This is a genomic window from Bacillus jepli (genome assembly GCF_047238305.1).
GTDB lineage: Bacteria > Bacillota > Bacilli > Bacillales > Bacillaceae_L > Ferdinandcohnia.
This window is the reverse complement of the sequence record NZ_JBDFMO010000001.1, coordinates 1731561-1753348: the sequence shown is the minus strand read 5'-3', so window position 1 is coordinate 1753348 and position 21788 is coordinate 1731561. Positions and strand designations below refer to the sequence as shown.

Sequence of the window (21788 nt, the reverse complement as noted above, 5' to 3'; positions counted from 1 at the left end):
TTAACTTTATTCAGTCGGATTTTGAACCCCGAATGAATTGTATACCCTTTTTTGCATTCATCCTCTTGGAGAAGTAGAAGACTTCTGCTGAATAAAGTTAATGACTTTATTTGTATGAATAATCATCACGTCCACTTCAATTGCGAAATCGGATTCTTCCTCTGGTTCTGTGAGGATGGCTGTTTCGCCATCACCTTCAAGGAGAATCGAGGTTTCGGCATTATCCACTAGCAATGTTGTCTCATCGTCATCCTGTAAAAGGGCCGTTTCCTCTGATAAAAGCGAGGTTTCCTCCAATAGTGACGTCTCCTCTGCCGAATTTCTTTCTACCAGCAATGCCGTGGATGCGATGTTTGTTTCCTCTAGCAAAGAGGTTGGCTCGAGTTCCTGGCTCATGAGGGCTGTGTCCTCTATCGATGCCGCAACTGGAACCTCCTTTTTCCGAAGCTTGATTTCACTTGTTGTTTTCTTCGTTTCCTGACCTTCAAGGGATATGCGGTCGTTTTTCTTCTTTTTCTTAAATCGATTTCCTGTAATGTCCGCAAAAACTTGAGAGATTTGTAGTTTCATATAGACGATGATCGAGATGATGAGCGTAACTAACGCGCCCGCTAATCCCCCATAAAACATGATTTGATATTCCAAACGAGAGCCTCCCCCTTTCATTACCGGGACATGGGACGATGTACCTGTCCCTGTGTCCCACTATGTGATATTTAAATTCGCCATGCGTCTTGCAAGCTTTTTATAGGCTTCATTGTCTTTAGCACCTTCAAGTGAGCCTGCTTTATCAAAGACTTCCTTCGCCTTGCTGTAGTTTCGCTGGTCTTCCTGTTTGCCTTGCTCAATATCAAGCAACAGATTGCCAAGCTTTACATACGCGTTCAGGCTTTTCGGATACTCTTTAATGATTTCTTCAAATTTCTCAACTGCTTGAGAATGCTCTCTCATCTCCTGATAAATGACGCCGATATTGACCATTACTTCTTCCCTGTTCGGCACATTCAATTCGAGCAGTGTGTTGTAGTGCTCAATCGCCTGCTCGAAATCGTCACGGGCAGCAACCTGATCCCCCGAATTTACACCTCGACTATAAAAAGCCTGGGCAAGCTTTTGCTCAAATTCAATTTCGTATTTGAGCTGCAGTTGCTCGTCTGGAGCCAACTCGAGAACTCTCTGCGCTTTTTGCACGACTGTAATCGACTTTGTATTGGCATCCGCGATTTGTCCCTTATACGAAATGTAAATATTCGCAAGTGAATTATAGTTATCTACCTTTTTGGCGTTGTTTGGGAGATTGTCGTTATACGACTCAAACTCCAAGAGATTCGTAGAGAACTGATCATAATCAATATTCATCCCGCCCAATGTTGTCGCAAGCGTCATATAATAAGTCGCGTCCGGTATCTCTTTTTCATTCACCTGTTTAAAATACTTCAGTGCCACAGGATAATCTCGTTTCCGGTCAAAATACGTCATCCCTAGTTTAAAAAGAACTTCACTGTTTTTATGAATATTCCCGTATTCGTCTTTCACATAGGACTCAATCTTTGACAGGCCGGTGTCCACTTCATTTCGATTGATATAGACGTCGAGCAGATTGTTGTAGGCCGATGCGCGTCCCTTGTCAACCTTGATTGCTTTTTCTAGCAACTTAATTGCCTCGGTATCATCACCTTCAATTAACGCAATGCTAGATTCATTGACAAGCCCCATGTAATCCTGGAATTGCTCATTTTTCATACCTTGATAGCCCATTACAGAAGTCGTTGAAAAACCAAGACACAAGACGGCTGGTATTAAAAAGAGATAGAGTCGCTTCATCATTTTTTTTCGGTAACCAGCAGTGAGCTTGTTGATGTTTTCGAGATCATATAGAAGCTCTTCACATGTCTGGTACCGATTCTCTGGTTCAGCCTGGGTGCATTTTAAAATAATATGTTCGAGCCCTTCCGGTAAAGTTGGGTCCCATTGACGTATTGGCCGTACCTCATACGGCGGGTCTGCAAGACTTTTTCCAGTGATAAGCTGGTACAGTGTCAAGCCCAAGCTATAAATATCGGTTCGGGCATCGGTGCGTTTTCCAGAAAGTTGTTCGGGTGCGGCATAGGTTTTCGTACCGAGATTGGTGGTATCTGTCAGGCTTTCATCCTTAAATTCACGTGCAATCCCGAAGTCTATCAGCTTGATTTTTCCTTCCGGTGTGAGCATGATGTTATCTGGTTTCATATCGCGGTAAATAATCGGATGCGGTTTTCTCGTATGTAAATAGTGAAGCACCTCAGCTAGTTGCTTCGCCCAGTTAATCACTAGCTTTGCGGAAATCACTTTTTCCCGCTTCAGCTTTTGCTTGAGCGATTCACCTTCGACATAGTCCATCACGACATAAATGTCGCCCTCCGATTCGATGATGTCGTAAATCTTTGGAAGCGCGCCGTGATCGAGTTTTTTCAGCATATTCGCCTCGACAACTAAGCTATTGATGAGAAGCTCATTGTTGCTATTGTCGCGTTTGCGGATATCCTTGACGACGAGAGATTTGTTCAGCCGGTTGTCCATCGCCAAATAGACGATACTCATCCCACCGCGCCCAATTTCCTTCAATATTTCGTATCTATCATCTATAAAACTTCCGATTTTAATCAACGTAATTCCTCCAAAATTGAAAAGCGCAAGGCGCCCGTCTATCGGCGACAAGCATAAGACGAGCGCTGACAGAAGGTGCATTTTACCTTCCGAAGCGATTGGCTTAGACCAGAGAGCCGATGGCGCCTGAAGCTAGACTTGGATAACTATATCTGAATTCAAATCTTCAAGTCACCGAAATATGGCCCTTCACACGACATGCGCAAGAACGATAGAGATGTTATCTACCTCTTTTCGTTCTTTTACGGCATCGACTAGTTTAATTGCCTTGTATTTTAATTGCTTTTCATTTAAAAATGGGTTTGGTCGTAGTTCTTCGAGTAGCTCCGCATCTGAGATTTTGTGGTAAAAACCATCTGTACAAAGCAAGAACACGGTTCCTGGCTCGGTCTCACCGGTCAGGATGACAACCTCAAGTTCTTTTGTTGCACCCACACATTGTAAAAGCACATTGCGTCTTGGGTCCTCTAAGGCTTGCTCAGGTGTAATGTTTCCGCGCTCCACCTCACGTGCTACTAAGGTTTGGTCATTCGTTAGCCTTGTCACCTGTTCCTGAATTTGATAAGCGCGGCTGTCGCCAATATGTACGATATAGTAACGTGAATGAATAATGAGAAGTGCCGTCACCGTTGTTCCAACTTGGGCATTTGTTTCATCCCCGTACTCTAGGATTTTTTCATTTTGTTCCGTGATGCAGGCTTCGAGTGCTTCGCGGATGTCCTCATCTTGTTGATCCGAGTGAAGCAGGTCTGGTAGCTCCATTTCGAACCAATCGGAGAGACCCCGAACGACCGTGGCACTCGCCAATTCCCCGTGTGAAAGCCCACCCATTCCATCGCAGACCACGAACATCCCGACATACCCATTTGGTGTTTTGGCCGTCTTCACGAGCAAGCCATCTTGATTTATTTTTTTCTTAATTCCAACATCCGTGTGGTAAGCATGTATAAACGCCACATTTTTCACCTCAATTATGAAATGCGTAAGCGCCTTGCTCAGCCCCGACAAGCACAAGACAGGCCAGCCAGAAGGTTGCTCTTTAACCTTCTTGACGGAATGGGTTGTGACCTCGAGGGGCTTGGCGCTGAAGCTAGACAATAATAATTTAAAAGAGCCTAAATTCAAATTCCTCGTTTGCAAGCTTGATTTTATCCTCATGCTTGATTTTCACCTTATTTTTCGGCACAAGCTTGATGCCATTTACATAACTGCCGTTTCGCGATTCCTTGTCGACGATAAAGTATTCTCCGTTTTCGGTAATCAACTCTGCGTGCACGCGCCCAACTACTTTATTTTTTGATGTATAATCCGTTTGTTGTGGGTCACGCCCGATCTTAAACACTTTCTTCGACACCATGATTTTTTCTTGAGTGGCTGTAAGGAGGAATGGGCTCTGCTGATGGAAACTCGTGCCAACACCAAGTGCTGTTGTTCCTTCTTCCTCCTCTGGTTCCTTGTAAGCAGTAAGGACAGTTGTGCCCTCTTCCTCCTCGGGCTCATCTGTGTCAAATGAAATTGGGCTACCAACATTCGGCTTAATGTTAATGGAGGTTCCACCGGCTAACACGGAATTTCCTTCACCAAGCTCGGTACGCGTGATTCGCTTGTACTGAACCTCTTCCTCAATCTCCAGCTTTTGACTTTTCTTTTTATCAGACCTTTTACTGCTGTATTCGGATGTAAGGACACCATTTTCTTCAGATGCCTTAATTTCACTACCAGGGCTATAGTAATTGGGTGTCCTAGGTTCCTCATCCTGGATCGGCAGTTTAGTAAAACTTTGAGGTGAAGCCGGCTTGTTCACCAACAGCTCATGCAGCTTTTGTTGAAGCGCATATAGATTGATTTCCTCTGATGTCGCAAAATAATTATGTAGTCGCACAAAAAAGGTGAGGTCATCATTTTCATCATAGGAGTGGGAGTGTAAGAAGTTGGTGAAGAATTCCCGGATTGATACCTTTTCAAAAATATTATTTTTAATTGGCATGTACAGTAGAATTAATCTGTTTGAAAAATTATCAATGAAGATGTAGTTCTCATCAAAAACAAAGTTGTTCACATTCAACCCAAGTCGCTCGGCGTCTATTATTGTTTCGACAATGTTGGTAAAAAATGAGTGGAGCTGCTCTTTGCTGAGTTGGTTCGTTGAGCTTTGTGCAAGCGTTGCTTCAGACACCAGGTCATAGCGAAAGTACGCCTCATCTCCCTTGTTAATCACGACACAAGGCAAAAGCCCTGGAACCTTGTTGTTTTTTAGCTTATCGGCTTCTGTAAAATCAACACGGATTTCAGATGGCACCTTGTAAAAGATGAATTTCGAAACACCATAATTTTCAATATGTAAATCAACATGTTTGATCATTTCTTGCACTCCCATTTTTAAAAGTGAGTGAGGACAACCGGCGAGGCCAATTGCCCTCCTCATGGATTATTTAAATGCGCTAGCGTTATTGTTAATTGCTGTTTCAGCTGCGTTGTAGTTTGTAACTGTGTTGTCTAGGAATTTTGCGTAGCTATCAATGACTTGACGATACTCCTCGAAGCGTGGAGCCAATGCATTGAAATTTCCGCGAATTGTATTAGAAGCATCAGAGTTCCATGTAGCGGCTAAGCCGTTCATTTCCTTTTTGATGTCTTCTAATGCCGTAGAAAGCTGTTGGTTTAGGTTACGGATTTGGCCAGCGGTTTTACTAACCTCGCCAAGGGAAATTTTGATTCCATCAACTGCCATGGTGGCACCTCCTTTTTTGATAGTTTAGTAGGTATCGAGATTAGTTTGTTAAGCGACGTGCTTGGTTTACTACTTCGTTTTGTGTTTCACGGTATGTTTTTGCGCTTAGCTTTAAGAATTCAGAGTATTGTCTCATCAAGTTCGTCATTTTTTGGAAGTCATCCATGAAGCCCTTGATTTGAGAAACATATGCCATATTATCAGTACCTTGCCATGCTGCGCCCATGCCTTCAACCTCTGTGTAAAGAGCCTTGTAAAGTCTCTCATAGTCAGCAGATTGTTGGTCAATGCGAGTAGCTGAAGTTTCTAATTTCGCTGGATCAACTGTAATTGAACGTGCCATTGTGGTTTCACCTCCTTTACGTTAAATATGTATGAGTTAACTCGGTTTTGGGCCGAGAGAACTTTGGATTCGTGTTGGTGCACGGTTTTGGGTCCGTGCTTGGGTGTAGCGGTATACCTGGTTTGCCTTTCGGGTTTGGTGGTATACCTTTGGGTCTGGTTGCGGTATATCACTCCTGCGATTCTGCCCCCCCGGTATACCGATAACTAGGTTTGCGGTATACCATGATTGAGTTTTAAGCTTGTTGATATACCGATAACTAAGGATAACTAAGTTTGCGGTATACCACGACTGCGATTCCGGGCATCTGATATACCGATAACTGAGTTTGCGGTTTACCACGCCTGAGATTCTGGACCCCCGATATACCGATAACCGAGTTTGCGGTATATCACGCATAAGATTCTGGATATTCTATATACCGATAACCAAGTTTGCGGTATATCATTCTGTATAAATCAGCCCTTTGATAGACCGCTAACCTGCTTTCATTTCTTTTTTTAAAAAAGGACTATCTAAAAAGGTTTTCAGGTCGGGAATTCGTACCCATTTCTCGTGTTACAAACTCGAATTGGTACGATTAACGTCTTTGCGTTACCCTTTTCTCCAAACTTCTGCCAATCGGGCACGATTATCCTCTTTGCGTTACCTTTTTCACCTAAAGCGAAAGCAATCAGGAACAAAATCCTCAGATTCGTTCCCTTTCTCAAAAAACGCCCCGCCAAATCGGAACAATTTTTCTAGCTTGCTAGTCTCCGAAGCTTCAAAACTTAAATCCTCCTCAGGTTATAGCCGACTCTTCGGTATTTGTCAGCTGCACTTTGAAGGCTGGATGCACTTTTGGTTGAGCCAATCCCCTTAAATTCTCGATTTAGACCATTCGAAATTTCATCGAGTTCACGAGAGATCGCATTGATTTCTGAAATAATGCTATTAATCTTCCGGCGCACATGAGGCTTCATGGGGGTACCTCCTTTAGTTTTCTCCTATTGTATAATCCTTGCCTTCCCGACTAGCTTGGTTTCGTTCGACTCTAGCAATCGGGCTGCGGTATTTAGGTAGTTAATGTTTTGATTGAGCCTGTATGAAAAGGAAGTCAGAATATCTGCGCTTAAAACATGACGAATATCTAATAGGTCAACCTCCCAATAGAGGGAGTCAATCCTATCGTTAAGCAGGCTGACTCGCCTTTTTACTGCTTCTAGCCTTTGCGCGTAGTAGTAAAGCCTGTCGACATTTACTTTTAAGTAAGGTTCAACCGGGAAGTAGCCACCTAGCTTTGCGACTACTTTTACAAAAAGCATTGCGGCTTTCGTTGCTACGTTCGATAAAAATTGGTTAATTTCATCCTTGACCTGTTGAGATAATTCTTTTATCTTTGCAATAAATTTTGTTGCTTGGTCTTTAACCCAGTGAACTGCTTTCTCAAGTCCTCTTTTGGCTGCCTCTAGGATATATAAAGTGGCATCACGAATCGCCGCTGCCGCTCTATACGCCAACACTTTTGGATGAAGTGAAACTGCTAGAAAAATAGCTCCAGCAACTGGATTTGCAATATTCCTGACTAATGATGCACCCTCAGATGCATGTTTAAAGTCTCCCTTGTGTGTAAAATCGACACTATCCAAGCCATGGGCATACAAAGGGTCACTATCCTCTGTATTGACAGCAACAGTTTTATCAACATATGGAGCATAACCAAGAGAAGAAACAACATCCCCTTCATGTACAATAAAAGTATTTCGATCCCTTAAAGCGTCTCGTTGCGCCTGTGTAAGAGTCCAATAATATAAAGGGGCCCCATTCACAACGTAAGAGGTCAATTTTTCATCTTCGAGATTATGGACAAGTACATACTCAGCAAGATTTCCTCCCTTAGAGTGTCCAAATACATACTGTTGACCTTCTAGACCTTTAATGTATGTTGAATAAAATTCATTTGCTTCTCTTTGCTGTTGAATCGTAATTCCGATACCGGCCTCCACATTTGACACCCAGTCAGTTGCTAAATCACCAATTCCAGCCATTTCACTACCTCTAAATAATGCGGTACCATTGCCCTCTTTATCAGTTAGAGCGTATCCAACAAACCCTGAGTTTGAATCCCCGTTTGAATTGTTGCCCCCGTTAGGATTGTTGTTTTGGTACCCACTTAATGTTATTTCGTGTAGAGATGATTTTTTATTATCATCCATATATTCAATTATCAGGTCATAGGTCTTTTTCGAATCTTTACTTAACGCATCCCTATCTATTCCATAAACTATTTCATTTAAGGTAAACGATTTATTTCCACTTGGACGATATTCTTGAGGTATATCCATGTACGATAACTGCAATAAGATATATTTTTCATTTTCAGTTATGTTATTAAGAGACATCCCAATCACTCCCCAAAGGATTCGTAATTCTCAATAACGTTTTCGGGTCCTTCTAAAATCATGCTTGGCTCGACATTAGGGCTAGGGTTCTCAGGATCTAAACGAAAATCTACGTTAACCTCACCATAAACTTTTGCATCTAAATTCGACCAAGGAATATTGTTGATATAAGCTGTATTAATATATTCATCAATGTCTTCTGATTCATCTACAAATCCTACTGAAAGAACATATTGCTTAGTATCTAAACCTTTTAACAAATTAAACACATTATAAATACCTTGACTGTACTGGTTCACATCTGGTTGGCCAGAGGTTTTTATACCAGCAATAATGCTTACACCAACATTTTTACCAGTTTTAAGAATTTCTTCTACTGACTGGTTCTTAAGACTCTCATCATTTCCTGTATTGCGTAAAATGACTTTGAAACGAGTCTCAGGTGGAAATTCGCTAGCAATTTGGTCTTCTACCTTTTTTTGTAGTTCGTTTGCCCACTTAGCAGGTAAATAAAGATCCACGTATTCGTCTCCGTCCTCCTGAATAGTAAACACGATTTCCGGTTCACCTTTAGGATGAACAGTAATTAGGTCGCCACCATACAAATCTTCAAAAAGCTTACTTCCTTCTTTAGACCACATGACCTCAAATTCTTTCCCATACTTCTCTTCTAAATATTGAATTGCTTTCTCCTCTGTTCCTGCACTACTTGAACTCATACACCCTGTTCCTCCTATTATGAGAATGAATAGAAGAAGGAATAAGACTACCCTCTTTTGTACCCTCATTTGGCACCTTCCTTACTTTAAAGACTTTGATTGCTTATAAAAAATGTCTGTTGCCACTTGGTTGATTTTGCTGCCCTGGTCCAATTCCAACCTACACCAGCATCAATTTCTTCCCATTTAAAAATCCTAATTCTTCCACCGTTTGGTTGATGTCAAAGATCGTGCCGGTTTCGCGGTCGCAGACGACTGTGGTGTCGGTTGCGACGAAGTAGCCGCCCGAGAGCTCTGTCATGGTGTTTGCGAGTAAAAATGTGACTTCATAGAGCTTGCTTTGGACCGGGATGAAGACGTCATAGGAAACGCCTGCGGCTGGAATAAACACCTCGACCAGCACTTTATCCATGGTAAACCGCCTCCTCTTCACGAGACTTCGAACCCGTCAAAAGTTTGACTAACTTTGGTTTTCCTTTTGTTAGCACATATCCGAAGTCCTCTGGAATTTCTTGATACATGCTGTTTGTGACTTTTGAAACTTTCATTAAATATTGATCGGTAATGCCGTTTCCGACCCAGATTCCATCGCTTAACGAAACCTGCTTTTTAAACCAAGGCTCGAATGCGAATGAGTTCAAGGAATCGGCGCGGTCGGAGATGACCATAAATACATTGAGGCCATCAATACGTTCTAAAAATACCTTCAGCTTATCCTGACCATCCTCTGATAACAGCATCATCAAGTCGTTGAAGGAATGGATGATACAGTAAATCGGTTCGAATTCTGGTGGTGTTGCGCCTTCTTCAAGCGCATCCTTCGTTGTGTTATTACGGAACACCAATGTGTTAAACAGGTAAACAATGGTCTCCTCAAGTTCGGCCGCATTTGACACATGCTTTCCTCCGACTCGGATAAGCTCCTCATTCGGGTCGAGTACCACGACTTCATTTTTCTCATTGGCACGAACGATTTCAGAGATTCCCTGCATCACACCTTCGCATGCTTCACTACTACTTGCCAACACAAGATTCACAAAGTATTGACCGAAATCGAAGTAGGTAACAGCAAGCGAATCTTTTTCAACCCCAACAGGTAGTTTATGAGACTTGTTGTAACGAATTTCATCATGCAGATACTCGATATCGACTTTTTCCGGCAAGACAGGAATTCGCTTCGCAGCACTCTTTCCCCAACTGTCACGCAAACGACGACAGTAATCGGTGATGTATTGGTACATGTCATGGACACCCTCGGTAATAAGAGCAACTTGGAACTCATACACACCGTCAGCCTTGAAAATGCCTCGCCCCTTATGTTTCGATGGGAAGACACCATCGACATTTCCGAGAACCGCCGAATATTCGGACGTGTCATTAAGCTGGAGCACATATAGTTGCTTGAAGTTTTGCATTAAGCGGTAGCGAATTGCACCCGTATGGGCAGCTGTAACGATAAAATAGATCCCGTACTTTGTTCCTTCACGAGTGAGGTACGAAATGGTCTCCTCGTGTGCCTCATACATTTCAGAAAACGCTGCATAATTGTGAATCACAATCACAATTGATGGCAGGCCATCATCTGATAAACGGTTATATGTCTGCAAGTCTCCACCATAATTAGACAATTGCTTTTTACGTCTCTCAATCTCGCTATTCATCATTTTAAAGAGATTATCAATCTTCTCACTGTCATGGGATAAAAGAACATCCCCGACATGTGGCGCTTCACGGAACCAGCTTAACGTTTCCGAGCTAAAATCTAGTAAATATGCATTTAGCTCATTAGGCGTATGAGATTCCATGAGTGAGTACATGATGGACGCAACAAATGTGGTTTTCCCGCTTCCTGCTACTCCATAGATGATAGTATTGCCATCCTGCGTGATTGGTAGTCTCATCACATTTTGGCGCTGGTTCGCCGGATCATCGTATTCCCCAATCACAGGGTTCAATTCAAAGCGATTCGTTGTTGCTTCAGGATATTTTTCAACTAATTGATCTAAATAAATCTTCGCAGGTATCGGATCCAGCCATAGCTGCTTCACCGTGATATTTTCCTGTTTTGCTAGACTTTCTAAGTACTTGGTTACTTCATCAATTTGTTTCGGTGGATTTTTCACCATTGTTCTTCTATCGATCTTCGCACTCTTGATGACGCGACCTAAATGGTCAATGACGCTTATGCTTTCATCAACATGTTTTTCCACTTTTTCAGCTGGATAATACGGTGCCCCTCCCCATGCCGATTGACCAAGCTCAAACAATTCGTTATAGCCAACCTGTAGGTAAAAACGGCCGGTTTGTGAAAGCTCAGCAGCATCTGGTCGCTTGATGACCTCCATACTATCTGCTTTTTCCTGTACTTTCAGACTGATTCTAAATTTCGAGTTACTCCAAATCTGATCGTCTACGACACCAGACGGTTTCTGTGTGGCTAAAATCAAATGGACACCTAAGCTTCGTCCGATACGAGCCGCACTCACCAGTTGTTCCATGAACTCTGGCTGTTGGGTTTTAAGCTCGGCGAACTCATCTGAAATCATAAACAAATGCTGGAGCGGCTCTGAAACTTGCCCCTCGCGATACAGCTTTTGGTATTTATAAATGTCAATATTACTTACGTTCATCCGTCGACTCGTCTCACTAAAAATCGACTGACGACGCTTTAGCTCACTTTGAATCGAAATCAACGAGCGCTTTACGGCTGCTCCATCAAGGTTTGTAATCGTTCCAGCAAGATGCGGCAGATTTAAAAAGGCATTCGCCATTCCGCCACCCTTGTAGTCGATTAATATAAACGCAACCTCATCCGGGTGATAGTTTACGGCAAGTGACAAAATAAATGTCATGATGAACTCAGACTTACCAGACCCTGTCATACCTGCAATTAGCCCGTGTGGACCATGGTATTTTTCATGAAGGTCTAGCTTGAACAACTCACCCATCGTGTCGACCCCAATCGGCGTTTCAATTGATAGAACCGGGTTGTTTTCCTTCCAGCGAGTCAGTGCGTTTAAGTGCTCAATTTTACTAACCCCAAACATTTCAAGGAACGTAATCATATCTGGTAGTGTGTATGCCTCAACAGAAGATGCAAGCTGGATATTGGCTAAGCGAATTGCAACCTCCTCGGCATCATCTCGCTCGTAAAATTCGGCATCAAACGCTGTGTACGAACCAGAAATATCGTCCTTGTCGTAAATCTTCGCCATGTCGTCTGCAAGCTCGACAACCATCGTACATTCCTTCGGTAAATTCTTGAGTTCATCATACAGAGTGACAAGGCTAATCCCGATGTTCTTTTTCTCCTCTAAAAGGAGGTTGAACATCTCGGACCTTGATGCGAGTGACTTGCTCATCGAGAAAATCAAATAATGCTGGTCCTGGTCTTTCAATTGCTCCTCGTCCATTGCCGCGCGATTTGCGATTTCTTTTTCAAAATAAGCAGAAAGCTCCTTCACCTCGGTCGCATCTGTTGCGATAAAGCGAATCTGCATGCCTTCATCCCAGACATGTGGGAGCCATTTTGTAAACTTCCAGTACTCTTCTTCATCCTTATCGTAAAGGAACACAAGCTTGAGCTCGTCATAGCTATGTAAGGCTGTTAATTGAAAAATAAGTCCCTTCACAAAATCCTGTACACGACTACGGCGCCCAATTACACCACTGACAAATTCCTCAACAAAACTTAAGGTCACAGGCACCTGTTTTAAAATGTGGGGTGCTTCCACCATTTTATAAAGCTCATCCTGGAGATTGTCGTCCTCCAGTGTGAATTTTTTCTCAGGGTACTTGAGCTCTGCATTTAACGGGAGATCCCCAATGCCAAGGCGAACCTTAAGAAAATCATCTTGCCCAATCGCGCGCTCCCAGAGATTTCTTTTTCGCATCGTAATCCGGGAGATGAGATTTTGCAGAGCCACATGGTTCTCATGAAGTATTTCACTTTGACGGACACATTCGTCTTCAATCACTTGTGCCATGTCTTCAATGTATTTTGAGTATTTTTCCTGGCGCTTGCCTTCAAGCTTAATCCGTTGCTTTTTCTCATGACGCTTCATTAAAATCGGCCAAAGCACCGTTCCAATCAACATACTGAGCGACATCATTAGTGTCGGCATCGCGTACATGATGTCACCACCTCGTGCCATCACATTGTTAAGCGTGAAAAGTCCGGTGAAAAGCGAGGCCATCCCCATGGTAATCGAAGGTCCGAGGATGTACATCAACGGAGTCTCATCAATATTTGGCTTTGATGGCGGCGGATCAATCCTGATTTCCGTCCTCTTTATGTCCCGCTTAAACCGTGGCGAGCGATAAAACAGGTCGTCATTTTTTTCTTCCGTTTCAAAGTCGTCGAGAGGCTCCTCGTCCTCAATAACTGGCTTTTGCACCTCAAACGGACGAAAGGCATTGCGATCCAAAAATACCAATTGATGTGGGTTATTCAATGAAAGTAATTTGCCATTGTAGATAATTTTCAGCCCCATGATGTAAATGACATCACCGTTCGATAGTACTTTTTCCTTCACACGCTCTCCGTTGACATACGTTCCGTTCGAGCTATTGTTGTCACGGATAATTGCATGACCCTGTGCATCGTACTGAATCACACAATGGGAGCTGGAGACGAGCTTATTCGAAAACCGGATGTGGCTGTCATTGCCACGACCAATGCGAATGCTGCTTCCCGTCACCTCGTGCTTTGTATACTCATTTCGATCACTTGTCGGTGGCTCTACATATAAAAGCGCTGATGCATCATGATTGCGGGAAATCGTGTACGTTTTAAATGGCTCAATTTCTTGTTTGACAAGGATCTCCTGCTTGTCATTCATCAGAAACGCAGATTTGTTGGACTTCAAAAACCATTTTCCGTCCTCCGCCTCAATCGCCATCATATTCGCTGCTTTTCCGTGCGCATCCTCAGACGTTAAAATATAACGCCCTGTCACACGCTCTGGCAGCACAAATGTAAAAGCCTTTTCCCGATCAAATAGAGTTAATATCAAAGCAAATCTCTCCCTTTTAAGTGTTTAAAAGGATGACGGAATTCATCGACTTTTAAACGACTTCCTTTCAAACCTTTGGGGTCGTCCCTTTTTCCTTTTTTTCTTCGTAACACTTCTAAAATATTAAATTTCCACCAAAACACTGCAGATAACATCCCAAGAATAAGGATGAAGTAACCTACACTATCATCAAATGTACGCCTGCCGGTTATGAAAATAAGCAAATAAATGATAAATATAAAACAAGTGAGAGTTAACAATCCATTCAAAAAATACATCCCTGGATAAGAGATGGGGTACTTACTCATCCATTTTAAAATCCAAAAGTTTAATAGAAGTAAAATGATGAGGATAATAAGTCCGCTCGTAATGTTTCCAGCATAAATCCTTTCTAAGGCCGAAATATAGAAAATCATAACAAAAAACAAGGATATGTATTGAATAAACTTTACGATGAAATTCAAGGCTTGAAACCGCCTCTCACGGAGAATTTATTGTTCGTTTTCCCTTAATTTTTTATTAAAACATATTGATGTAACACAGAAAAAAAAACAGATTAGCTCTATTCTTCGAAGTTGCGATTTCCAGTGGCATTTTTAAACGAAGGAATAACAAAGCTTACCCGAAGAAAGGCTGTATTAGCATCTGGACTCAACTTGTCATAGGCAACATCCTCTATCAGATCAATATCCTTGTGGTTATCGTTTCGTAACATATTGATCCTTCCAGCTTTTCGAACCTACCAGCCTATTAATAATAGCGTGGATATGGTCCATTCATTTCAGCTCTTTTTCGTGCTTCCTCTTCAGCCTTCCTTCTAGCCTCTGCTGCTGCACGAGCAGCTGCCTCTTCTTCGCGTTTGATTTGGTTTGCAACCGAGATGATGTCTGGTGCGACTGAATCAAGCTTTGAGGCAATCTGATTAAGCTCACGATTGATCTCCGCGATTGCTTGATTGATATATTGGACCTCTGTCGCCTGCCAGGCTGAGTTGATATTTCCTTTAAACCCATTTAAAGAGCTTTTAAGATTACGAAGTTGTGAGGCATAGTTGCGGAGTTGGTTGGCTTGTGAAATGGCAGCAGAAACATTAATTCCCATAAAGATCACCTGCTTATCGTAAATAAGTTTTATATAGTGGAATGCCCATTTACAGGGCAAAAATTACATATTTCGTTCACATTTTTTCCAAATATATACTAAAAATTACCCGATATTTAGGTTTAGGTCAATTTATCCTGAATATTCCGATAATATTAGATTTCATACGAAAGACCTGTTTTATCTACATTTTTCTACAATTTGTTGGCTGCACCGGACTCGCTTACTACCTAAGGTGTACTAGTCCACTAGTACCTTTGGCAAATCCACGAAACAAAAGAATGTTGATAAACCTCGACATATTATCTCGAACTCAAGCATCTTGAAGCACTTTATTACATTTAGTAGGAAAATAGTCCTTTTATCATTAATCCTTGTAACATAAATGTAACTTGACAAAGACAAGAGGATTTTTTGTTATTGGAAGCATTTTCATCTCGTAAGAAATGAAAAATCAGTTATACAGAAAATTAGTAATAGATTTGTAAAAGAGAGTCCAGTTTTTGTCATTTAGGCGTTTTTAGTGTAAATTGGGCCAAGATGGCACGAGATGGACAATGAGAGGATTGGACTATGGTTTCACGGATTTTCGTGGTCACTTTGGGGATTATTGTACTCTTTCTTTCCTATTAAATAGGATGGAAAAAACCTAGCCGTGGGGACTAGGTTTTTCGCATCACTAATTTTGTGGTGATGAATATCTTTTTCGCGATTTGTCTTCCGGCGATCCGCTCGAGGATCGTGTCGACTGCGGTTTCGCCCATGACTTCGGTATGGACCTTCACCGTTGACAGCGGTGGAAAGACGTATTTTGATACACTGATGTCATTGACGCCGATGAGGCTCACACGGTTTGGCACGTCGATTTTTTCTTCATTTAGCGCGCGTAATGCACCAATAGCGATTAGGTCATTGGCAGCGAAGAAGGCAGTTGGAAGCGCGTCTCCTTTTTCTTCGATCGCTTGCTTCATCAACTTGTAGCCATCATCAACCGTGAAGTTACCAATATACAGGTTTCTTTCATCTAATAGATTCGCTTCGTTGAGATATGTTTTGAACGTTTTTTCTCGGATTTCTTCGATTTCCGAAGAGTGGTCTTTGTACTCCTCACGACCACCTAAATAACCGATATTCGTATGACCACTTTGAATAAAATGCTCCAGCACCGTTCGCGTTGCTTTTTCAAAATCAATCACAACTGCATCATAGACATCTTCGTCAGGGTTTGAATCGACGAACACGAGATGTTCGGCCATTTTTGATAGTTCATTGACTTGAGTGGAGCTGAACTTACCAACCGCGATAATTCCCTGAAGATCCTCCTGCTTCATGCTCTCAATGCTATTATAAAAATTGACCACCTGGATGCCTTGCTGTTCACAGCGCTGCTCGATTCCAAGCCGGATCGACATATAATAAAGGTCATTGAGCTCCTCTTTTTCCGTGTACCAAAGGAGAATCCCAATCCGTGCAGAAGAAGATTTTTTGGAAGAACGTTTTTTATATGACAGCGCCTCTGCAATCTCAAATATTCTCTTCTTCGTGTCGTCGCTGACGGATAAGCTGGCGTCATAATTGAGCACCCTTGATACTGTCGCAATCGAGACACCTGCTTTTTCTGCGATATCTTTAATCGTCGCCATGGTTCACCTTCTTTCTAGGGTATTGTTGAATTTGCACATTGCAGTGTGGTGGGAGTAATGAGTATTCCGTGACAGGATTTGCGTTGGTTTCATCGGATATGCGTCGATGTCATGATATTTGCGTCAAAAACACAACATTTTCGACAGTTCCAACGGATTTGCGTCCCAAAAGTAATATTTGCGTCGGAAATACATTTTTTTGCGTCTTTCTCACCAGATTTGCGTCTACTCCACGTTTTTTGCGTCTAACAAATCCATTTTGGATTTGGGGACCAAGAGAACCATCCCTGTGGTCCCGGAGCCAGAAGAACCGTCCCTCTGGTCCCTATTTTGCTAAGAAAGTATATTTTGTTTCCCAGTGGTATTGTTCGCCTTTTTTAATTACAACGGATGGGAAGTTTGGGTGATGGATGGCGTCTGGTAGTCCTTGTGTTTCTAGACATATTCCAAGATACGGTCTGGCCTTTACCTCTCTAATTTCGAAATCACCTTTTAAGTGATTGCTTGTGTAAACAACAACAGCTGGTTGGTTTGTTTCAACAATCAAAGTTCTTCCAGATGTTTCATCGGTTAACTGGATTTCTTGATTTTGATTACTCGTTAAGAGAAACGGATGATCATATCCATTTCCAGCCAAAATGTTTTGTGGGTTGTCCGCATTTGTCCCATCCACAATCTTTCTGCCATTTTGGAAATCAAATGGAGTTCCTTTTACATCAATCATGTTTCCGGTTGGAAGCAATTCATTATTTAACTCTAAGAAACGATCACTTTTTAATTTTAATTCCTGTTGTAAAATATCATCCTTGATATTGCCTGAAAGATTAAAATACGTATGATTTGTAAGATTTAAAATCGTATTTTTATCTGAAACTGCCGACATGGTTATCTTGAATTCGTTTTTGTTGTTTAAAAGATATCTTACTTTTGTGGTAACTGTCCCAGGATACCCGCCTTCGCCATCTTGACGAACATAAGTGAACTCTACACCTACTTCATCCAACTCCTCAATCATTGTTGCATCCCAAATGAAATTACTAAAGCCCTTTGCACCACCATGTAAATGGTTGTTATTTTCGTTTTTCTCAAGATTATATACAGTTCCTTCGAGTTCAAACTGACCTGCCTTAATTCTTCCCGAAATCGGGCCTACTATTGCCCCGAAATAAGGAGAATGTTGTAGGTAGTCCTCAATCTTATCAAAACCAAGGACAACATTCTCAAGATTTCCGTTCTTATCAGGGGTGAGCATATCAGTTATAATGCATCCGTAATTAATACAACGAAAGGACATCCCCTGGTTATTTTCAATAGTAAATGCGTGAATCGGTTGATTCTCTAATTCACCAAAAATATCTGTCGTAATCTTCATCTACTCACCCTCGATTTTATTTGTTCTTAAAATACTCTATAAATCTCTTAAACGCTGCTTGACCCGCTTCATCGCGCTTATACACACCAGCATCTTCAAGAACCTGCATGAATTTTTTACCGACTTCACGCTTCACAAGCTCGTGAACGTTTTCTTTTGTTGGCATATACGCCTTAAGCTCGTCCGCCCATTCCTGGTGAATTGGGTTGACCGAGTTTGCTTCACCAATTACGTAATTTTCGACTTCTTGTAGCTCGGTTTTGAGTCGAGCCGGAAGCACCGCTAATCCCATTACCTCGATGAGACCGATGTTTTCCTTTTTAATATGATGCACATCAGCATGTGGATGAAAAATGCCGAGTGGATGCTCGTCGTTAGTGCGGTTGTTGCGCAGCACAAGATCAAGTTCGTATTTTCCGTTTCGTTTCCGAGCGATTGGTGTAATCGTATTATGTGGCGTATTCCCAGTGAATGCGATAATATCGACTTCAGGGTCGCTATACTGACGCCACGCTTGTAAAATATGGTCTCCTGCTTCAACCAACGATTCCATGTCACTACTTCTTAAACGAAGAACAGACATCGGCCATTTTACCGTTGAAAATTCGACGTTGTCATAACGGTTCCACGTAAATTTCAACTCATCTTCAGCTTTTGCCATCGCGAATTCGTAATTTCCACCTTGGTAGTGATCATGGGTTAAAATGGAGCCCCCAACAATTGGGATATCCGCGTTAGACCCAAGGAAGTAGTGCGGAAATTTCTCAACAAAATCAAGTAATCTTGCATATGTGTCCTTGCTGATTACCATATCTCGATGGTCCTCGCAAAGCACGATGCAATGCTCATTATAGTACACATATGGCGAGTACTGGAGATACCAATTTTCGCCCTCAAGCGGAACCGGGACGATGCGGTGGTTGGAGCGAGCCGGATGCCCGATGCGACCGGCATAGCCTTCATTTTCCACACAAAGTAAGCACTTGGGATACTTCTCACCAGTCGTTTTTGCCTCTTTTTCAAGCGCAATCTGCTTTGGATCCTTTTCCGGCTTTGACAGATTGATCGTGATATCTAACTCGCCGTACTTTGTTTCCACCTTATATTCAATGTTTTTTTCAATTCGCTTCATTTGAATGTAATTGCTATTTTTACATAACTCATAAAAATAGTTCGTCGCTTCTGCCGGGTCTTTTTCATGAAGTTCATAAAAATGACGTGTCACCGCGGACGGAAGTGGAATCATCGTGTTCATGATTTTGCTCGCGAGAATTTCTTTTGCATCAAAATAATCCTCGATTACTCCATTTTCACACGCATACTCTACTAAATCTTCTACCAAAGTTGGAATGTCTTTTTCAGGTGATACATGTTCGGTTGGCACGAAGTCATCGAGACCCAGCAAAGAAAGCACCTGGTTGCGAACATAAATTTTATCTTCTTTTTCAATCAGTCCGACTTTGATCGCTCGCTCTGTTAGCTGTTGTACGCTTCCGTAAATGTTCATGTTGATCCCCTCAGCTTTCATACCCATTTGGGTGGTTTACATGCCAGTTCCACGCATCCTTAATGATTTCATTGATCGATGTACGTTTTGGCCCCCAACCAAGTACCTCTTTCGCTTTTCCGGATGAAGCGATAAGAATGCTTGGATCACCCGCACGGCGCTCCCCGATTTTGACAGGAATATCACGTTGTGTAACCTCTTTTGCAGCTTCAACCATTTCTTTTACAGAGAAGCCACTATTGCTTCCAAGGTTAAAATAATTGCTCTCGCCACCATTTTGAAGATATTTCAATGCTAAAATATGTGCGTTAATTAAATCCTCGACATGGATGTAGTCACGGATGCATGTGCCGTCTGGAGTGTCATAGTCCTCACCAAAGATCGTGATGAACTCTCGAGTTCCAAGAGCTGCTTGTAAAATGACCGGGATTAAGTGTGTTTCAGGGTCATGATCTTCACCGATTTCACCAGTTGCACGCGCGCCAGCCACATTGAAATAACGCAGTGACACGAACTTGATGTCATGCGCCATCTCAGACCATTTCATCATTTTTTCCATCGCAAGCTTTGTTTCGCCGTACGTGTTTGTTGGAACTGTCGGCATGTCCTCCGTAATCGGCACCTTCTTCGGCTCACCATAGGTTGCTGCTGTTGATGAAAAGACAATGTATTTCACGTTGTTGTTCTTCATTGTTTCAAGCACAATCTGGGTTCCATACACATTATTATCGTAGTATTTTAATGGGTCTACCATCGATTCACCAACAAGTGAATTTGCCGCAAAATGAATCACCGCGTCAATGTTTTCTTTTTCAAAAACAGATTGTAAAAAGGCACGGTCACGAATATCCCCTTGGTAAAACTTCGCCTTCGGATGAACCGCCTCTTTGTGGCCCGTTTGAATATTGTCGACAACTACCACGTCTTCTTTCGCGTCAATTAACTGATAAACGGCATGTGAACCGATATAACCTGCTCCACCTAAAACTAAAATACTCATAGTAAAATCGCTCCTTTTGTTGGGGCACTTGTTTCCCTCTTATAATTCTTTCGCGCCATCGCCGATGCTTACTTCATAGAAGGAAGCTGGGTAGCCGATGGTTTCTTCGTAGATTTTTCCGATGTTTTCGATGATTTGTTGTGCTTTGTCTTTCTCGACAAGGGCAATCGCACAGCCACCGAAGCCAGCACCCGTCATGCGAGCACCCAGTACTCCATTTTGCGCCCATGCAGCTTCAGCTAAAGTATCAAGCTCTTTGCCAGTTACTTCATAATCATCACGCAATGATGTATGTGATGCGTTGAGTAAGCGACCAAATTCTGTTAAGTCGCCGGCTTTGAGTGCTTTTAACGCATCAAGAGTTCTTTCATTTTCGTAAACTGCATGTTTCGCACGCTTTTGTAATGTTTCATTTTCAATTAGATGCTTGTGTTGTTCAAATTGGTCGCTGGTGATATTCCCGAGCGCTTGAACATCAAGTTCTTTTTGAAGTTGGTCAAGTGCCTGTTCACACTCACTGCGACGTTCATTGTATTTGGAATCGGCAAGCTCACGACGTTTGTTCGTGTTCATGATTAAAATGAGATGCTTGTCGAGTTCCAGTGGTGCGTATTCATACTTTAATGTATCACAATCTAGTAAAATTCCTGCGTTCTTTTTACCCATTCCGATTGCAAATTGGTCCATAATGCCACTGTTGACACCAATGAACTTATTTTCCACAAATTGGCCAATTTTTACAAGCTCCACGCGATCAATTTCAAGATCGAATAGTTTTTCAAACATCACTCCTGATACGAGTTCGATGGATGCTGACGAAGAAAGACCCGCACCATTTGGGATATTCCCGTAAAAAAGGACGTCTACACCAGTTGGGATGTCGTAGCCTTTTTCTTTGAGGTAACGAAGCATGCCCTTCGGATAATTCGCCCAGTCATGAGATTTGTTGTAGTCAAGATTGTTGAGGTCAAACTCGATTACCCCAAGGTCTTCAAAGTTCATTGAGTACATTCTGATTTTGTTGTCTGCGCGCTTTCTAGCGAGCGCATATGTTCCTTTTGTGATGGATGCTGGGAACACATGACCACCGTTGTAATCGGTATGCTCGCCAATGAGGTTAATTCGCCCAGGCGCGAAGAAGCTTCTGTAATCGTTTTCGTTAAAAATTGCAGTGAATTTATCTGATAGTTGCTTTAGATCCATGATGGTTGCCTCCAATACACTGGTTTATATCTTATATTATAGACGGACAGGTAAAAAAAGTCTATTATTTTTAGTTAAATTTTACTTAAAAATAGTACTTGCGTATGCCACGTAAAATCAAAAATAA

18 protein-coding genes are annotated in these 21788 nt (G+C 42.1%); all 18 read right to left on the bottom strand.

The annotated features are described in order from the left end of the window. Positions 1-57: 57 nt before the first annotated feature. The 18 genes from ABC371_RS08590 to ABC371_RS08505 all read right to left on the bottom strand — a co-directional run bounded on the left by ABC371_RS08590 (position 58) and on the right by ABC371_RS08505 (position 21661). Positions 58-645 carry a hypothetical protein gene (locus tag ABC371_RS08590; RefSeq protein WP_412896415.1) on the bottom strand — a complete coding sequence of 196 codons (588 nt, stop codon included), beginning with the start codon at positions 643-645 and terminating at the stop codon, positions 58-60. 60 nt (positions 646-705) lie between these two features. Further along, positions 706-2646 (bottom strand): protein kinase domain-containing protein, encoded by a 1941-nt coding sequence (locus tag ABC371_RS08585; RefSeq protein ID WP_412896414.1) that lies wholly within the window; start codon positions 2644-2646, stop codon positions 706-708. A 189-nt stretch (positions 2647-2835) separates the two neighbouring features. Beyond that, a complete protein-coding gene (locus ABC371_RS08580) occupies positions 2836-3603 on the bottom strand; it encodes a PP2C family protein-serine/threonine phosphatase (protein ID WP_412896413.1) in 768 nt (255 codons plus the stop codon). A gap of 148 nt (positions 3604-3751) precedes the next feature. Next, entirely contained in the window at positions 3752-5008 is a 1257-nt protein-coding gene (locus ABC371_RS08575) for a DUF6382 and FHA domain-containing protein (RefSeq protein ID WP_412896412.1), read from the bottom strand. A gap of 66 nt (positions 5009-5074) precedes the next feature. Then, entirely contained in the window at positions 5075-5377 is a 303-nt protein-coding gene (locus ABC371_RS08570) for a pore-forming ESAT-6 family protein (RefSeq protein ID WP_116353248.1), read from the bottom strand. A 40-nt stretch (positions 5378-5417) separates the two neighbouring features. Next, entirely contained in the window at positions 5418-5720 is a 303-nt protein-coding gene (locus tag ABC371_RS08565) for a WXG100 family type VII secretion target (RefSeq protein ID WP_116353249.1), read from the bottom strand. 770 nt (positions 5721-6490) lie between these two features. Beyond that, positions 6491-6682, bottom strand: coding sequence for a hypothetical protein (locus ABC371_RS08560; RefSeq protein ID WP_136379701.1), 192 nt, complete (start codon positions 6680-6682; stop codon positions 6491-6493). 24 nt (positions 6683-6706) lie between these two features. Further along, complete coding sequence (locus ABC371_RS08555) at positions 6707-8101, bottom strand: Mbeg1-like protein (RefSeq protein WP_412896411.1); 1395 nt, start codon at positions 8099-8101, stop codon at positions 6707-6709. A 5-nt stretch (positions 8102-8106) separates the two neighbouring features. Next, positions 8107-8820, bottom strand: a complete 714-nt coding sequence (locus ABC371_RS08550) for a hypothetical protein (protein ID WP_412896410.1) — start codon at positions 8818-8820, stop codon at positions 8107-8109. A gap of 160 nt (positions 8821-8980) precedes the next feature. Next, positions 8981-9232, bottom strand: a complete 252-nt coding sequence (locus tag ABC371_RS08545) for a methyltransferase (protein WP_412896409.1) — start codon at positions 9230-9232, stop codon at positions 8981-8983. Next, complete coding sequence (essC, locus tag ABC371_RS08540; RefSeq protein WP_412896408.1) at positions 9225-13835, bottom strand: type VII secretion protein EssC; 4611 nt, start codon at positions 13833-13835, stop codon at positions 9225-9227. Before essC ends, ABC371_RS08545 begins: the two co-directional genes overlap by 8 nt. A 562-nt stretch (positions 13836-14397) precedes the next feature. Next, a complete protein-coding gene (locus ABC371_RS08535; RefSeq protein ID WP_412896407.1) occupies positions 14398-14550 on the bottom strand; it encodes a hypothetical protein in 153 nt (50 codons plus the stop codon). Between the two features lie 35 nt (positions 14551-14585). Beyond that, positions 14586-14936 carry a kinetochore Spc7 family protein gene (locus ABC371_RS08530; protein WP_412896406.1) on the bottom strand — a complete coding sequence of 117 codons (351 nt, stop codon included), beginning with the start codon at positions 14934-14936 and terminating at the stop codon, positions 14586-14588. 662 nt (positions 14937-15598) lie between these two features. Then, positions 15599-16579 carry a LacI family DNA-binding transcriptional regulator gene (locus ABC371_RS08525; RefSeq protein WP_412896405.1) on the bottom strand — a complete coding sequence of 327 codons (981 nt, stop codon included), beginning with the start codon at positions 16577-16579 and terminating at the stop codon, positions 15599-15601. A gap of 325 nt (positions 16580-16904) precedes the next feature. Then, complete coding sequence (locus tag ABC371_RS08520; RefSeq protein WP_412896404.1) at positions 16905-17951, bottom strand: aldose epimerase family protein; 1047 nt, start codon at positions 17949-17951, stop codon at positions 16905-16907. A 16-nt stretch (positions 17952-17967) separates the two neighbouring features. Continuing rightward, positions 17968-19458, bottom strand: coding sequence for a UDP-glucose--hexose-1-phosphate uridylyltransferase (gene galT / locus ABC371_RS08515; RefSeq protein WP_412896403.1), 1491 nt, complete (start codon positions 19456-19458; stop codon positions 17968-17970). A 10-nt stretch (positions 19459-19468) separates the two neighbouring features. Then, positions 19469-20458 (bottom strand): UDP-glucose 4-epimerase GalE, encoded by a 990-nt coding sequence (gene galE, locus ABC371_RS08510; RefSeq protein ID WP_412896402.1) that lies wholly within the window; start codon positions 20456-20458, stop codon positions 19469-19471. Between the two features lie 39 nt (positions 20459-20497). Then, entirely contained in the window at positions 20498-21661 is a 1164-nt protein-coding gene (locus ABC371_RS08505; RefSeq protein WP_412896401.1) for a galactokinase, read from the bottom strand. Positions 21662-21788 lie beyond the last annotated feature (127 nt).

Excerpts from the sequence above, each read along its gene's own strand:
- ABC371_RS08530 (WP_412896406.1), bottom strand. The coding sequence starts at position 14,936 with ATGGGAATTAATGTTTCTGCTGCCATTTCACAAGCCAACCAACTCCGC.
- ABC371_RS08525 (WP_412896405.1), bottom strand. The coding sequence starts at position 16,579 with ATGGCGACGATTAAAGATATCGCAGAAAAAGCAGGTGTCTCGATTGCG.
- galE (WP_412896402.1), bottom strand. The coding sequence starts at position 20,458 with ATGAGTATTTTAGTTTTAGGTGGAGCAGGTTATATCGGTTCACATGCC.
- ABC371_RS08505 (WP_412896401.1), bottom strand. The coding sequence starts at position 21,661 with ATGGATCTAAAGCAACTATCAGATAAATTCACTGCAATTTTTAACGAA.
- ABC371_RS08555 (WP_412896411.1), bottom strand. The coding sequence starts at position 8,101 with ATGTCTCTTAATAACATAACTGAAAATGAAAAATATATCTTATTGCAG.
- ABC371_RS08545 (WP_412896409.1), bottom strand. The coding sequence starts at position 9,232 with ATGGATAAAGTGCTGGTCGAGGTGTTTATTCCAGCCGCAGGCGTTTCC.
- ABC371_RS08570 (WP_116353248.1), bottom strand. The coding sequence starts at position 5,377 with ATGGCAGTTGATGGAATCAAAATTTCCCTTGGCGAGGTTAGTAAAACC.
- ABC371_RS08560 (WP_136379701.1), bottom strand. The coding sequence starts at position 6,682 with ATGAAGCCTCATGTGCGCCGGAAGATTAATAGCATTATTTCAGAAATC.
- ABC371_RS08550 (WP_412896410.1), bottom strand. The coding sequence starts at position 8,820 with ATGAGTTCAAGTAGTGCAGGAACAGAGGAGAAAGCAATTCAATATTTA.
- ABC371_RS08565 (WP_116353249.1), bottom strand. The coding sequence starts at position 5,720 with ATGGCACGTTCAATTACAGTTGATCCAGCGAAATTAGAAACTTCAGCT.
- ABC371_RS08575 (WP_412896412.1), bottom strand. The coding sequence starts at position 5,008 with ATGATCAAACATGTTGATTTACATATTGAAAATTATGGTGTTTCGAAA.
- galT (WP_412896403.1), bottom strand. The coding sequence starts at position 19,458 with ATGAACATTTACGGAAGCGTACAACAGCTAACAGAGCGAGCGATCAAA.
- ABC371_RS08535 (WP_412896407.1), bottom strand. The coding sequence starts at position 14,550 with ATGTTACGAAACGATAACCACAAGGATATTGATCTGATAGAGGATGTT.
- ABC371_RS08520 (WP_412896404.1), bottom strand. The coding sequence starts at position 17,951 with ATGAAGATTACGACAGATATTTTTGGTGAATTAGAGAATCAACCGATT.